11 protein-coding genes are annotated in these 14,226 nt (G+C 74.8%); 7 read left to right on the top strand and 4 right to left on the bottom strand.

Annotated elements, in window-relative coordinates:
* Positions 1-99: 99 nt before the first annotated feature.
* Entirely contained in the window at positions 100-636 is a 537-nt protein-coding gene (locus tag ACIA79_RS02435; RefSeq protein ID WP_399426203.1) for an HNH endonuclease, read from the top strand.
* A 125-nt stretch (positions 637-761) separates the two neighbouring features.
* On the opposite strand, the gene ACIA79_RS02430 is transcribed toward ACIA79_RS02435, so the two are convergent.
* Entirely contained in the window at positions 762-3,713 is a 2,952-nt protein-coding gene (locus tag ACIA79_RS02430; protein WP_399426201.1) for a beta-N-acetylglucosaminidase domain-containing protein, read from the bottom strand.
* A gap of 284 nt (positions 3,714-3,997) precedes the next feature.
* On the opposite strand from ACIA79_RS02430, the gene ACIA79_RS02425 reads away from it, so the two are divergent.
* Genes ACIA79_RS02425 through ACIA79_RS02415 form a run of 3 tightly spaced genes read left to right on the top strand, consistent with a single transcriptional unit; the run spans position 3,998 to position 6,645 of the window.
* The gene (locus ACIA79_RS02425) at positions 3,998-4,243 is read left to right on the top strand and encodes a hypothetical protein (RefSeq protein ID WP_031070542.1); all 246 of its coding nucleotides are present in this window, start codon (positions 3,998-4,000) and stop codon (positions 4,241-4,243) included.
* Positions 4,244-6,394 (top strand): 4-alpha-glucanotransferase, encoded by a 2,151-nt coding sequence (gene malQ, locus ACIA79_RS02420; RefSeq protein WP_399426199.1) that lies wholly within the window; start codon positions 4,244-4,246, stop codon positions 6,392-6,394. It begins immediately after the preceding gene.
* A 20-nt stretch (positions 6,395-6,414) separates the two neighbouring features.
* Positions 6,415-6,645 carry a hypothetical protein gene (locus ACIA79_RS02415; RefSeq protein ID WP_399426197.1) on the top strand — a complete coding sequence of 77 codons (231 nt, stop codon included), beginning with the start codon at positions 6,415-6,417 and terminating at the stop codon, positions 6,643-6,645.
* Positions 6,646-6,851: 206 nt separating this feature from the next.
* Here the strand turns inward: ACIA79_RS02415 and ACIA79_RS02410 are convergent, their stop codons facing one another.
* Positions 6,852-7,427 carry a MarR family winged helix-turn-helix transcriptional regulator gene (locus ACIA79_RS02410; protein ID WP_399426195.1) on the bottom strand — a complete coding sequence of 192 codons (576 nt, stop codon included), beginning with the start codon at positions 7,425-7,427 and terminating at the stop codon, positions 6,852-6,854.
* A gap of 108 nt (positions 7,428-7,535) precedes the next feature.
* Between ACIA79_RS02410 and ACIA79_RS02405 the strand changes: the two genes are divergently transcribed.
* Positions 7,536-8,468, top strand: a complete 933-nt coding sequence (locus ACIA79_RS02405) for an EamA family transporter (RefSeq protein ID WP_399426193.1) — start codon at positions 7,536-7,538, stop codon at positions 8,466-8,468.
* Between the two features lie 114 nt (positions 8,469-8,582).
* Positions 8,583-9,449, top strand: coding sequence for a DMT family transporter (locus tag ACIA79_RS02400; protein WP_399426191.1), 867 nt, complete (start codon positions 8,583-8,585; stop codon positions 9,447-9,449).
* A gap of 227 nt (positions 9,450-9,676) precedes the next feature.
* Here the strand turns inward: ACIA79_RS02400 and ACIA79_RS02395 are convergent, their stop codons facing one another.
* On the bottom strand, positions 9,677-10,258 hold the full coding sequence (locus ACIA79_RS02395; protein WP_399426189.1) for a peptidase inhibitor family I36 protein: 582 nt from the start codon (positions 10,256-10,258) through the stop codon (positions 9,677-9,679).
* Between the two features lie 225 nt (positions 10,259-10,483).
* Here ACIA79_RS02395 and ACIA79_RS02390 point away from each other — a divergent pair, with 225 nt between their 5' ends.
* Positions 10,484-11,386 (top strand): LysR family transcriptional regulator, encoded by a 903-nt coding sequence (locus ACIA79_RS02390; RefSeq protein ID WP_399426188.1) that lies wholly within the window; start codon positions 10,484-10,486, stop codon positions 11,384-11,386.
* Positions 11,387-11,564: 178 nt separating this feature from the next.
* Here the strand turns inward: ACIA79_RS02390 and pepN are convergent, their stop codons facing one another.
* A complete protein-coding gene (gene pepN, locus ACIA79_RS02385; protein WP_399426187.1) occupies positions 11,565-14,141 on the bottom strand; it encodes an aminopeptidase N in 2,577 nt (858 codons plus the stop codon).
* Positions 14,142-14,226 lie beyond the last annotated feature (85 nt).

The following is a 14,226-nucleotide window of genomic DNA, read 5'->3' as shown; positions in this document are numbered from 1 at the left end:
TTACCGGTACGTGGTGGCGCTTCGACCTGGCATGAGGAGAGACTGAGAGCAGATCGTCCCGGCGCGAGCCACGCGCCGCCGGCGTACAAGGAGGCATCCGTGCCGCATGTCCTGGTCCTCAACGCGTCGTACGAGCCCCTCGGCGTCGTACCGCTCCGCCGCGCGCTCGTCCTCGTCCTCGAGAACAAGGCCATATGCCTCGAGGAGTCCGGCGCCTTCATGCACAGCGCGACCCGTGCCATCGCGGCACCCAGCGTCGTCCGCCTCAAGCGGTTCGTTCGGGTCCCCTACCGGGGGCCCGTTCCTCTGACCCGCAAGGCCCTCTTCGCCCGCGACGGAGGGCGTTGCATGTACTGCGGTGGCGTCGCAACCAGCGTCGACCACGTCATCCCGCGCAGCCGCGGCGGACAGCACGCCTGGGAGAACGTGGTGGCCGCCTGCCGGCGCTGCAACCACGTCAAGGCCGACCGGCACCTGCGGGAGCTCGGCTGGCGGCTCCACCAGCAACCCGCCCCGCCCTCCGGCCTGGCCTGGCGCATCATCGGGACCGGTCATAGGGACCCGCGCTGGCTGCCCTACCTGCAGCCGTACGGCGCGGACGACGCCATGGCCCGGATCGACGGCATCTCCGCCTGATGCCCACGGTCCGGGCCTTTGCGTTGCCCCGGGCCCGGACCCCGCACGGGACCGCCCGCCGTGGTCCCGGCCGTGCTCGCTCCGGCGGACGGGCCCGTGACCCGGGCCCCACGCCGTATCCGCGGCTACGGAGCGACCGCGTACGCCTCCACCCCGTGGAGCGAGATGCCGAACCGCGTCGCGCGCTCGTCGCCCTGCACGCGCAGGAACCGGGTGGCCGGGGCGTCCATGCGGACCGCCTCGCGACCTCCCTTGCCGTCCCGCACCGTCGCCGCCGTGCGCCAGGTGCGGCCGTCCGCCGACACCTGGATGCGGTACTTCGCCGCGTACGCGTCCTGCCAGTGCAGCACCACCTGGCCGAGGCGGGCGGGCCGCGGCAGCTCCGCCTGCCACCAGGCGCCGTCCTCCGCGGGCGACGACCAGCGGCTCGCCGGGTCGCCGTCGTTCGCGGCCGCCGCCGGGAAGTCGGGGGTCTCGTCGCCGGAGGAGGACGCCGTCGCCGTACGGGCCAGGTCGGGACCGCCGGTCGCCGGGTAGGCGCGCACGGTCAGGGTGCGCTCCTCGCCGGCGAAGGCCAGCGTTACGCGGTACTCGCCCGCGGGGGTGCCCTTCGGGACGGTGATCGCGACCGGGACGGTGGCCGCCGTACCGCGCGGGACGGTCGTCCGCTTAGGGACGGTGACCTTCAGGCCCTTGGGGGCCCTGGCCGTGAGCGCGCCGCGCACCTCGCCCGGGCGCTGCGCCGACAGCACGACGTCCACCCGCTGCGGCGCGCCGCCGATCACCGCGTCCGTCTCCGTGCGCCCGAGCTCCAGCCGGGCCTGCGGCTCGTCGGCGAACCACGGAACCAGGGCCCGGACGTCCACGGGAGCGCCGGTCCAGGTGACGCGGACGGCGTCCGCGCGCAGGCCCCGTGCCGCGGCCTGCGTCCAGCCCGTGGGGGACAGGGCGCCCAGCCGCCGCCAGCCCTCGCCCGGTACGTGCACCTCGACGCTGCCGTCCGCCGGCCCGCCCGTCGCGGGCACCGCCATCGCGGTCACCGCCTCCAGGGGCCGCGGCCGGTCCAACTGCACCGTGTACGCCGTCGGCGCGCGCCGGGCGCCGCCCGCGTCGCGTGACGCCCCCGTCCACGCCGCCCCTTCCGTGACGGCCCGCTCCAGGAACGGGTCCAGCACCCCGCGGCCCACCTTCACGCCACCGGCCCGCAGCGCCGTGCGCAGCGGTTCCAGCTCCAGGGAGGCGCGCCACGCGGCCGCGCCGTCGCCCCGCGACTGGGCCTGGAGCATATCCACGGCGGCCTCTCCGGCGCGGCCGTAGCGCGCGAGCTGCTCCAGCCAGGGCCGTACCTCGTCGTCCAGCCGGCCCTCCGCCGCGCCCGCCAGCCGCTGCGGGGCCTCGCGCATCACCGTGAAGGCGGCGCGCAGCTCCCGGGCGGCCCGGTCCCGGGCCGCCGCGTCCGGGGTGGCGCGCGTACGCCAGAAGGCGCTGAGCAGCGGGCGCAGGTAGGCGGACTCCTCCGGGCTGAGGATGGAGGAGGCGTCGTTCCCGGCGAGGGCGGCGAGCGCCTCGCGGGTGCGCGCGTCACCGCCCGCCAGGTCGTCGATCGCCGCCCGCCACGACTCCTGGGCGCGGTAGCCCTTGGGGTTCCAGGCGAAGTCGGCGGCGGTGAAGAGCGGGATGCGGGAGGCGGCGGCCTGCTCCATGGCGTTGGCCAGCAGCACCGCCGACCCGGCCGCGACGGCCGGCTCCCGCCCGGTGTACGGGCCGAGGAAGATACGGTCCTGCGCGTAGTCGTTGACCGGGTAGTTGTCCATGGTGACCAGCGGGTGGTGCTTGAACGCGTCGCGCGCACCGGCCAGTTCGCCGCCGGTGATGGTGCGCGGCACGACCCCGACGCCCGTCCACGCGACCTGCACGCGCGGGTCCAGCTCGGCGGCGAGGGCCGAGCGGTACTCGGTGGCGCCGTCCTGGTAGTACTCGGTCGGCATCAGCGACAGCGGCTCGGCGTCCGGGTGCCGGACGGCGAGGTGGCGCGCCAGTTCGGTCGCCACGCGCGCGTGCGCCCGGGCGGCGGACGCGGGGCCGGAGCCGAAGGTGTCGGCGTCCCGGGAGCAGTGCCACTCGTCGTAACTGGCGTCCTGGAACTGGAGCTGGAAGGCGCGCACCCCGAGCGCGTACATCGCGTCGACCTTGCGCTTGAGCGCCTTGACGTCGTCCTCGGAGGCCAGGCACATCGACTGCGCGGGAGCCACCGCCCAGGCCAGCGTCACGTGGTTGCGGCGGGCGCGCTCGGCCAGCTCGCGGAACTCGGCGCGCTGCGCCGCGGGGTAGGCGTCGCGCCACTGCGCCTGGCGGTACGGGTCGTCGCCGGGCGCGTAGAGGTACCGGTTCTGCTTGGTGCGGCCCATGAAGTCGAGCTGCGCGAGGCGCTGCGCGTGGCTCCAGGGCTGTCCGTAGAAACCTTCCGCCATGCCGCGTACGGCGGTGCCCGGCCAGTCGCGCACCATGACGCCCGGCACGGCCCGGCGGCCTGCCGCGGTCGTCGTCACCAGCTGCCGCAGCGTCTGGACGGCGTGGAAGAGGCCGTCCTCGCCGACGCCGTCCAGGGCGACGGTGTCCCGGCCGCCGTGGCGGCCGGTCGCGATGCGGTAGCCGCCGGACGGCAGGTCGGCGCGTTCGGGCGCGCGCAGGGCGCGCAGCGCGTTCTGCGCGCCGGGTCCGCCCATCAGCACAACCGGTCCGGGGCCGGCGACGTCCGGCCCGGTGCGGACCGTCCGCACGCCCGCCCCGCGCAGCACGTCCTCGACGGCCCGCACGGCGTACGGATCCGCGCCCTCGCCCACGACGACGGTCACGTCCTCGCCGAGCGGTATCGCGGCGCCGGCCGGGCGCAGGGACTGGGGGCGCGGCCACACGGCGGGCGGCCGCGCGCCCGTGCGGCCGGGGTCGGGCACGGCGGCGGAGGGGGAGCCGGGGTCGCCGGGGGCGGCGAGCGCACCCGGGGCGCCGCCCAGCAGGCCACTGATCACGGCGACCGCGACGGCGGTGGCGGTCCGCTTCCTGCGCCCGAACTGCACGCGCGTCTCCCCTCGTCTTTCGTCGTTCCGCGAGTAGCTTGGCCGGTGGCTGAACCGGACGGTTTCGAGCCCACCACCCCCTCGCCGGAGGTGTCAATGTGCGTGGCCGTTGTGTCGTATTTGCCTACCGGGGTACGAGCGGAGGCCCAACTCCCGCCCCCCACGCGCCCTGTGACGCACGCCACGTAGGACGGATGCGACGGCGTGCGCTGGGTAGGGCTGCTGTGTCCCCTGTTCAGCGGTGCCCCGTGCCCGCACCGCACGCACCCCCCGAGGAGGCCACCGTGGCCGCGTCCGCCCAGCTCCTGATGTCCGCCCTCTCCAAACAGGTCCCGGGCCCGGCACCCGCTCCCGCCGGTCCCCTCATGAGCGAGCCGCCGTTCGCCGGCTCCACGCCCCTCACCAGCGAGCCGCCGCTCGCCGACGCCACCCCGCTGACCAGCGAACCCGCCCTCACCGACTTCACCCCCCTCACCAGCGAGCCGACCGCGCACCGCACGGCCGGCGGACCGGAGTCCCCAGGAGCCTGAATGACCCTTGCCCGGCTCGCCGCGCTGCACGGTGTCGCCACCGCGTACTCCCCGTCCGCGGGCGTCACCGTCCCGGTCCCCGACGCCACGGTGGTCGAGGTGCTCGCCGCCCTGGACGTCGATGCCACCACCCCGGAGGCGATCCGCGCCTCCCTGGCGGCCGTCGAGGAGACGTGCGCACGGCGGCTGCTCCCGCCGACGCTGGTGCTGTGGAAGGACGCCGCACCGCGCCTGCCGCGCCCCCTCGTGGCCCTCCCGCCGGGCACCGCCCTGCGGCTCACCACCGAGGACGGCACCACCCGGGAGCCGGGCGACTGGGGGGCGCTGCCGCTCGGGGTCCACCGGCTGCAGGCGCGGGCGGGCGACGGGCGCACCGCGCACTGCACGCTCGTCGTGGCCCCCGCGCGCGTGCCGCAGCCCCCCGCGCGCGGCTTCGGCCTCCTGGTGCAGCTGTACTCGCTGCTGTCCTCCCGCTCCTGGGGCATGGGCGACCTGGGCGACCTGCGCGAGCTGGCGGACTGGGCCGGGCGGGCGCTCGGCGCCGGGTTCGTGCAGGTCAACCCGCTGCACGCGGCCGTGCCCGGCACCCCCACCGACCCCTCCCCGTACCGGCCCTCCTCCCGGCGCTTCCCCGACCCCGTGCACCTGCGCGTCGAGGACGTCCCCGAGTACGCGTACGCGCCCGCCCACCTGACGGCCGAGGGCCGCGCCGAGCTCGACGCGCTCGTCGCCCGCGCCGGCGAGCTGCGCGAGAAGGTGCTCCGCAAGGGTGAGCTGATCGACCGGGACGCGGTGTGGGTGCTCAAGCGCCGCGCCCTGGAGCTGCTGTGCGCCGTGCCGCTCGGCCCCGGCCGCCACGCCTCCCTGCGGGGCTTCCGCGCCGCGCAGGGGCAGGCGCTGGAGGACCACGCCACCTGGTGCGCCCTGGTCGAGCGGTACGGCTCCGACCGCTCCCAGTGGCCCCGGGACCTGCGCGACCCGCGGTCCGCCGCCACCGCGCGCGAGCGCGAGGAGCTCGCCGACCGGATCGACTTCCACTGCCGGCTCGCCTGGCTCACCGACGAGCAGCTCGGCGCCGCCGCGCGGGCCGCCCGGGAGGCGGGCATGGACGTCGGGATCGTCCACGACCTCGCGGTCGGCGTGCACCCGGACGGCGCGGACGCCTGGGCGCAGGCGGACGCGTTCGCCGCCGGCATGTCGGTGGGCGCCCCGCCGGACGCGTTCAACGCGCGCGGCCAGGACTGGGGCCTGCCGCCCTGGCGGCCCGACGCGCTCGCCGCCTCCGGCTACACCCCCTACCGGGACGTGCTGCGCGGGCTGCTGCGGCACGCGGGCGCCCTGCGCATCGACCACGTGATGGGCCTGTTCCGGCTGTGGTGGGTGCCCGAGGGCCGTGAGCCCACCGAGGGGACCTACGTCCGGTACGACGCCGACGCCATGCTCGCCGTCCTCGCCCTGGAGGCCCACCGCGCCGGTGCCGTGGTGATCGGCGAGGACCTCGGGACGGTGGAGCCCGGCGTGCGGGAGGCCCTCCAGCGCCGCGGTGTCCTCGGCACGTCCGTGCTGTGGTTCGAACGCGACTGGGAGGGCGACCGCAGGCCGCTGCCCCCGGAGACCTGGCGCGCCGACTGCGTGGCCACCGCCACGACGCACGACCTGCCGTCCACGGCCGCCCGTCTGACCGGGGAGCACGTCGAGCTGCGCCACCGGCTGGGCCTGCTCACCCGGCCGCTGGAGCAGGAGCGGGCCGAGGACGCGACGGACGCCGCCGAGTGGCTGGCCTACCTGGAGGAGCTGCGGCTCCTGCCGGCCGGTGGCCCGCGCGACGAGGAGGCGGAGATCCGCGCCTTCTACCGCTTCCTGCGGCGCACGCCCGCGCGGATGGCCGGGGTGTGGCTGCCCGACGCGGTGGGCGACCGCCGCCCGCAGAACCTGCCCGGCACCTGGGACCAGTACCCGAACTGGCGGCTGCCCGTCGCCGACGCCGAGGGCCGGCCGGTCAGCCTGGAGGAACTGGCCTCCTCGCCCCGGCTGCACGCCCTGATGGCGGAGATGCGGGCCCCCGCGGGGCCGGCCGAACCGGCACCGGCACCGGCGGCGGCACCGGAGGCGGAGCCCCCTATGGGACCCCCGGGCGCGCGGCGTCGTTAGGCGTTCGCTAGGTTGGCACCGTGGACAAGAAGAACGCCCTGCGCGCCGGCGCCGTCGCGGCCGGTACGACGCTGATGATGCTGCTCATGTCGTCCCCCGCGCTCGCGCTCGTCCGGGACGACGGTGACGACCCGGGCAGCGGCCTGAGCGTGATCGACACGCTGGGCCTGTTCGTGGGTGCCCCCATCCTGCTGTTCCTGGTCATCGCCGGGCTCGTGATGGTGCTCGACAAGTCGAGGAAGCAGAGCTAGGGACCGCACCGCCTTCTCTTCCGTAGGCGCTGCACAGCGGGATGCCGCTGTGCGGCGCCTATGTGCGTTCCACCCCTCGCGGCGTCCGTCCGGACTCCACGCCGGGCGCCCCATGCCGGGCGCCGCACGCCGCAGGCCGCACGCCGGGCGCCCCCCCGGGTGCTGCACACCGGGCGCCCCACGCCGCAGGCCGCACGCCGGGGGGGCTACGCGCCGGTGGCCGTGAGGAGCTTGCGCAGCAGGGCCGACAACTGCTGCGCCTCCGTCTCGTCCAGGGCCGCCGCCTCCAGGGCCGCACGCTGCACCGCGAGCCCGGCCGCCACGGCCTCGTCCACCAGCTCGCGGCCCCGCTCGGTGAGCGTCACCCGCAGCCCGCGGCGGTCGTGGGGGTCGGGGCTGCGGAACAGCAGTCCGGCCCGCTCCAGTTTGTCCAGGCGACCGGTCATGCCTCCGGTCGTCAGCATCAGCGTCGCCGACAGCTCCCGCGGCGACAGCGTGTACGGCTCTCCCGACCGTCGCAGTGTCCCCAGGACGTCGAACTCGCCACGAGCGATGCCGTAGGGCGCGTACGCCTTCTCCATACGGGTCCCCATCGTGTGGGCGAGCCGGTAGATGCGCCCGAAGACGGCCATCGGCACGGTGTCGAGGTCGGGGCGTACCACCGCCCACTGCGCGATGATCGCGTCGACCGGATCCGGCGCGGCCGGCCCCGGTGCGGCCGGGTGCTGGGCGGCCGGGTCCTGTTCCCGGAGGCGGGGCTCGGGGCGGGGTGTCGAGGTCATGGCCGCAGTTTCCCTTCACCGGCGGAGCGGATCAAAAAAGTTGCTTGCAAGTAAGTAGCTTAGGACTAAGCTACTTAGCGCTGAGCCAATCGAGGGGGGAAACCACCGATGTCCCGCAAGGCCGCCGTCGTCACCCTGACCGCACTGGCCCCCGTTTCCTGGGGTTCCACCTATGTCGTCGCCACCGAGCTGCTGCCGCCCGACCGGCCGCTGTTCACCGGGCTGATGCGGGCACTGCCCGCCGGTCTGGCGCTGCTGGCGCTCACCCGGACGCTGCCGCGCGGGGTGTGGTGGTGGAAGTCGGCGGCGCTCGGGGCCCTGAACATCGGGGCGTTCTTCCCGCTGCTGTTCCTCGCCGCCTACCGCCTTCCGGGCGGGGTCGCCGCCGTCGTCGGCTCGGTCGGCCCGCTGTTCGTCGTCGGGCTCGCCGCGCTCCTGCTGGGCGAGCGGCCCACCGTGCGGTCGCTGCTCGCCGCCGTCGCCGCCGCCTTCGGCGTGAGCCTCGTCGTCCTGAAGGCCGGCGCCGCCTTCGACCTCGTCGGCGTGCTCGCGGGGCTCGCCTCCGCCGCGTCGATGTCGGCGGGCACGGTGCTGACCAAGCGGTGGGGCCGCCCCCAGGGGGTCGGCCCGCTGGCCATGACCGGCTGGCAGCTGAGTGCCGGGGGTCTGCTGATCGCTCCCGTCGCCCTGCTGGTGGAGGGCGCGCCGCCGGCCCTCGACGCACGGGCCGCCGCCGGCTACGCCTACCTCGCACTCGCCAACACCGCCGTCGCGTACTGGCTGTGGTTCCGCGGGATCGAGCGGCTGACGGCGACCGCCGTGACGCTCCTCGGCCCGCTCTCGCCCCTCACGGCCGCCGTGCTCGGCTGGGTGCTGCTCGGCCAGGCGCTGGGCCCGGTGCAGCTGCTCGGGATGGTGATCGCCTTCGGTGCGACGCTGGCCGGCCAGTGGACCCCGCGGCCCCGTCCTATGTTCAGCTCGGCTGAAAGGAATGCTCAGAAAGTTTCGATGGACCTGGAGGGATCGCCGGTGCGACGGTAGGGCGACCGCACAGGACGCGCCGGAAAGCGCGCAGGAGAAGGGATCCCCGTGGCAGTTGTGGACCGTGTCCGATCCGATTCCGCGCGGACGGCGACCGCGAAGAGGGCGGGGCAGGTGTCCGGCCTCGGTCTCCTCCTCGCGGGCGTCGCGACGGTCGTCTGGTCCGGCAGCTTCGTCACCTCCCGGGCCCTGCACGACTCCGTGCCACCGGTCCAGGCCGCCTTCTGGCGCTGGATCGTCGCCCTCCTCGCCGCCGCCCCCTTCGCCGCCGGCGCGGCCTGGCGCCAGCGCCGCCTCCTGCGCCGGCACATCGGCTTCGTGACGCTCGCCGCGCTGCTCGGCGTCACCGTCTACAACACCCTCGTCAACCAGGCCGGCATGACCACCTCCGCCGGGACCATGGGCATGGTCATGGCCGCCGCGCCCGTCCTCATGGCGGTGTACGAGCGCCTCGGCGGCGCCCGGCTCGGCCCGCGCCGGGTGGCCGGCCTGCTGATCGCCTGCGCCGGAGTGGTGCTGCTGGTCGGCAGGGGCTCCGCGGCGGCCGACTTCGCCGCCGACGACCTGTGGATCGTGGCGGCGGCCGTCTGCTTCGCGTCCTACAGCGCCCTGCTCAAGCGGCGGCCCGCGGAACTCGGCGGACCGGCCTTCCTCCTCGCGACCTTCGTGCTGGGGGCGCTGATGCTGCTGCCGGCGTACGGCGCCAGCCTCGCGGTGCAGGGTGGCTTCGAGGCGTCGGCGGGCACGATCGGGCCGCTGGTGTACGTCGGCGTCTTCTCCTCGGCGCTCGCCTTCTTCGCCTGGAACAAGGCCGTCTCCCTGATCGGCGCGGCGCGGGCGGGAGTCGTGTACTACCTCCAGCCGGTGTGCGTGGCGCTGCTGTCGTGGCTGCTGATCGGCGAGGCGATGGGGGCGCTCCAGGCGGTGTGCATGGTGCTGATCCTGGGCGGCGTGGTGCTGGGGGCGAGCCGGAACAGCTGAGGGCACCGGCGACGTGAGGGCCTCGTCCGCCGGCCGGCCGCCGGCGGACGAGGCCCTCACATGCCCGGGGAGGCGGGGCCGGGGGAGCCGGGGGACCCCGGAGGCGCGGGCACGCGGGGGACGCGCGTGCCCGCCGTACGGAAGAGACCGGGAGCGGGCCGGGGGACAGCGACCCGGGGGAGCGGTCCGGAGGGGGAGCGGGGAGCGGGCGGGAGGCGGTGTCGCGGTCAGCAGTTGACGACGTACCAGACGGGGTCCCAGTTGTAGCGGGAGCTCGCCGAGTAGGCGCCCGGGGTGGTGTGGATGACGTTCCGGTTGCGGTCCAGGAACTGGGCCCGCGTGCCCGGCGTCTGGTTGTTGATCCAGGAGCCGTCGCCGGTCCAGTTCTCCAGCGTGTACGTGGCGCACCGGTACAGGTTGAACTGCGCGCCGGTGAAGTCGGGTCCGGTGAACATGCAGAAGTTCTGGGCCGGGCAGTCGGCGCGGGCCTGGCGTGCGCCGGGGAGCGGCAGCACGATCTCGCCCATGCCCGCGACCACGATCCGGTTGAGGGCCACCTGGGTGCCGCCCTGGCGGGCGACGTAGTGGTCCACCTGCCGCTGGAGCTCCTCCGCTTCGTCGTCGTCCAGGCCCGCCTCCTCCGCTTCGGCGGTGAAGCCGGGGTGGTGGCCGTGGGAGTGGCCGTGGGACTGGCCGGGGCCTGCGGGGGTGCTGGTCGCGGCGGATGCCGGCGCGGCCGGCCCGACCGCCGCGGCGGTCATGAGTGCCAGGACCGCGAACAGCGCCGCGGTCACCTTGCGCAATGCCATGCGGATTCCCCCTGCGGATCTTCCGGGACGAAAGCCCGTCGAACGCCCGCCGCGTCCGCGGCGGGCGTGACTCCGAGTGTCCGCGCCGCCGGGAGCGCCGGGCAACCGGATCCGGCGGCCGTGTCCGGTGGACGCCACAGTCCCTCCGGCGTGCCGACTGGCCGGAAAAACCCTTGTGTTGGGCCTCGCCGGCCGAGCGGCGGGTGAGCGGATAGGTTGCCCGGCATGACCGAGTGGGACATCAAGAAGCTCCGCATCCTGCGCACGCTCCGCGACCGCGGCACGGTGACCGCGACGGCCGAGGCGCTGCTGATGACCCCTTCGGCCGTCTCCCAGCAGCTGACCAACCTCTCCCGGCACCTGGGCGTGCGGCTGCTGGAGGCGCAGGGGCGGCGCGTGCGGCTCACCGACGCCGCCCACCTGGTGCTGCGCCACGCCGAGGCGGTCTTCGCCCAGCTGGAGCGGGCGGACGCCGAACTGGCGGGGTACCTCCAGGGCGAGGCGGGCGAGGTGCGCGTCGGGGCGTTCTCCACCGCCGTGCCGGCCCTGGTCGTCCCGGCGGTGCTGCGGTTGCGCACCGCTCACCCGGCCCTGGAGGTGCGGGTGCGGGAGGCCGAGGCGGCCGAGGCGTACGAGCTGCTGTCCGCCGGTGCGGTGGACCTCGCGCTGTCGCTGGCCGCGCACGCACCGACCGCCCGGGACCCCCGCTTCACCCGGGTGCCGTTGCTCGCCGACCCGCTGGACGTGGCCCTGCCGGCGGGGCACCCGCTCGCGGGCGAGGCGGGGTTGCGGCTGGCCGACCTGTCGGGGGAGCGGTGGATCTTCGGAGGCAGCGGCCCCTGGTCGGAGATCACCACGGCGGCCTGCGAGGCGGCCGGCTTCCTGCCCGAACAGGCCCACTCGGCGGCCGGGTGGACGGCGATCCTGGCGATGGTGGAAGCGGGCATGGGAGTCGCCCTGGTGCCCCGCATGGCGGCCGCGGAGCGGTCCACGGGCGTGGTGATGCGGGTCCTGGAGGCCGACCAGCCGCGCCGCCACGTGATCGCCGCGGTCCGGCGCGGCTCGGAGTCCGCCCCGGCGGTCGCCCGCGTGCTGACGGCCCTGCGCGAGGCCGCGTCCCTGCGGTAGCCGGGCACCGCGTACCGCGGCGGCACCCGCGGCGGACACATGCCCCTTCCGCGGCGCCTTCCCCGGCCGGGGCATCACCCGTATGCGCCGACGCCGCGCACCGCGCTCCGGAAGCCGACGACGAAAGGGGCGCCCTCCACAAGGGAGGGCGCCCCTTCCGCTCACTCGCGAGGAACCGTCACACGCCCGCGGCGGCGTCCGCGGCCTGGGCCTTCAGGGCGCGTTCCACGCCCGAGCGGGACTCCGAGACCAGGCGGCGCAGCGCCGCGTTGGGCTCGGCGCTCGCGAGCCAGGCGTCCGTCGCGTCCAGGGTCTCCTGGGAGACCTGGACCGCCGGGTACAGCCCGACCGCGATCTGCTGTGCCATCTCGTAGGACCGGGACTCCCACACGCCCTTGACGGCCGCGAAGAACTTCTCCGTGTACGGGGCGAGCAGGTCGCGCTGGTCCGTCTGCACGAACCCGCCGATGACCGCCTCCTGCACGGCGTTGGGGAGCTTGTCGGACTCCACGACCGAGGCCCACGCCTCGGCCTTGGCCTCCGGCGTCGGACGCGCCGCCCGCGCCGTGGCCGCGTGCCGCTCGCCCGCCGCGGTCCGGTCGCGCTCGTGCTCCGCCGCGATCTCCGGCTCGTCGTACACGCCCGTCGCCGCCAGCCGCTCCACGAAGGCCCAGCGCAGCTCGGTGTCCACGACCAGGCCCTCGATCGTCTCCCGGCCCTCCAGCAGCGCGGCCAGCAGGTCGAGCTGCTGCGGCGTGCGCGCGGTCGCGGCGAAGGCCCGCGCCCAGGCGAGCTGGTGGTCGCTGCCCGGCTCCGCGGTCCGCAGGTGCGTCAGCGTCGCCTCGGTCCAGCGCGCCAGGCCCGTCTCGCGCCACCCGGGCGCCGCGTACAGGTCGAGGGCCAGCTTCACCTGGCGGTGCAGCGACTGCACCACGCCGATGTCCGACTCCTTCGCGATGCCCGACAGCACCAGCTCCAGGTAGTCGCGCGTGGCCATCTCGCCGTCCCGGGTCATGTCCCAGGCCGAGGCCCAGCACAGCGCGCGCGGCAGGGACTCGGTGAAGTCGCCGAGGTGCTGGGCGACGACCTTGAGGGACTCCTCGTCGAGGCGCACCTTGGCGTACGACAGGTCGTCGTCGTTGAGGAGCACCACGGCCGGGCGGGTGCGGCCCTCCAGCTGCGGCACGGCGGTCAGCTCGCTCGCCTGGATGTCCATCTCGATCCGGTCCGTACGGACCAGCTTGCCGTCCTGGAGGTCGTACAGGCCGATCGCGATGCGGTGCGGCCGCAGCACCGGCTCGCCCTTCGCGCCGGCCGGCAGCGCCGGGGCCTCCTGCCGCACCGCGAACGAGGTCATGACCCCGTCCCCGTCGACCTCGATCCGCGGCCGCAGCACGTTGATGCCGGCCGTCTCCAGCCACGCCTTGGACCACGTCCGCAGGTCGCGTCCGGAGGTCTCCTCCAGCGCGCCCAGCAGGTCGGACAGGCGCGTGTTGCCGAACGCGTGCCGCTTGAAGTACGCCTGCACGCCGCGGAAGAACTCGTCCTCGCCGACGTACGCCACCAGCTGCTTGAGCACGGACGCGCCCTTGGCGTAGGTGATGCCGTCGAAGTTGACCAGCACGTCGTCCAGGTCGCGGATCTCGGCCATGATCGGGTGCGTCGACGGGAGCTGGTCCTGCCGGTACGCCCAGGTCTTCATCGAGTTCGCGAACGTGGTCCACGAGTGCGGCCAGCGCGAGCCGGGCGCGGCGGCCTGGCAGGCGATCGAGGTGTACGTGGCGAACGACTCGTTCAGCCACAGGTCGTTCCACCACTCCATGGTGACGAGGTCGCCGAACCACATGTGGGCGAGCTCGTGCAGGATGGTCTCGGCGCGCACCTCGTACGCCGCGTCCGTCACCTTGGAGCGGAAGACGTACTGGTCGCGAATGGTCACCGCGCCCGCGTTCTCCATCGCGCCGGCGTTGAACTCCGGCACGAACAGCTGGTCGTACTTGGCGAACGGGTACGCGTAGTCGAACTTCTCCTGGAACCAGTCGAAGCCCTGCCGGGTCACCTCGAAGATCGCGTCCGCGTCGAGGAACTCGGCGAGCGACGGACGGCAGTAGATGCCCAGCGGCACGACCTGCCCGTCCGGACCCTCGTACGTGCTGTGCACCGCGTGGTACGGGCCGACGATCAGCGCCGTGACGTAGGTGGACATGCGCGGCGTCGGCTCGAAGACCCAGACGTCGTCCTTGGGCTCCGGCGTCGGGCTGTTCGAGATGACGGTCCAGCCGGCCGGTGCCTTCACGGTGAACTGGAAGGTGGCCTTCAGGTCCGGCTGCTCGAAGCTGGCGAACACGCGGCGCGCGTCCGGCACCTCGAACTGGGTGTAGAGGTACACCTGGTCGTCGACCGGGTCGACGAACTTGTGCAGGCCCTCGCCGGTGTTCGTGTACGCGCAGTCCGCGACGACGGTCAGCTCGTTGCGGCCCTGCTTGAGGTGCTTGAGCGTGATGCGCGAGTCCCGGAAGACGGCCGCGACGTCCAGCGCGTGGCCGTTCAGGGTGACCTTGTGCACGGCCGGGGCCACAAGGTCGATGAACGTCTCCGCGCCCTCCTCGGCGGAGTCGAAGCGCACGGTGGTCACGGACCGGTAGGTGCCGCCCTCCTGTGCGCCGCTGAGATCGAGGTCGATCTCGTACGAGTCCACGGTGAGCAGCTCCGCCCGCTGCTGCGCCTCTTCACGGGTCAGGTTCGTGCCAGGCACCCGGTCATCTCCTCGTTGTGTGACGTTTCCGGTCATCCTTCCACGGACGCCGAAGGCCGCCCCACGGTTATCGCGGGGCGGCCCT

This window comes from Streptomyces sp. NPDC051310 (genome assembly GCF_044455245.1).
In the GTDB taxonomy this organism is placed as follows: Bacteria; Actinomycetota; Actinomycetes; order Streptomycetales; family Streptomycetaceae; genus Streptomyces.
The sequence above is the reverse complement of the archived record's forward strand: the minus strand, read 5'-3'. Positions and strand labels throughout refer to the sequence as shown.

Bases quoted from the DNA above. Each gene is read 5' to 3' on its own strand.
- malQ (WP_399426199.1), top strand. From the start codon at position 4,244: ATGACCCTTGCCCGGCTCGCCGCGCTGCACGGTGTCGCCACCGCGTAC.
- ACIA79_RS02410 (WP_399426195.1), bottom strand. From the start codon at position 7,427: ATGACCTCGACACCCCGCCCCGAGCCCCGCCTCCGGGAACAGGACCCG.
- ACIA79_RS02405 (WP_399426193.1), top strand. From the start codon at position 7,536: ATGTCCCGCAAGGCCGCCGTCGTCACCCTGACCGCACTGGCCCCCGTT.
- ACIA79_RS02395 (WP_399426189.1), bottom strand. From the start codon at position 10,258: ATGGCATTGCGCAAGGTGACCGCGGCGCTGTTCGCGGTCCTGGCACTC.
- ACIA79_RS02390 (WP_399426188.1), top strand. From the start codon at position 10,484: ATGACCGAGTGGGACATCAAGAAGCTCCGCATCCTGCGCACGCTCCGC.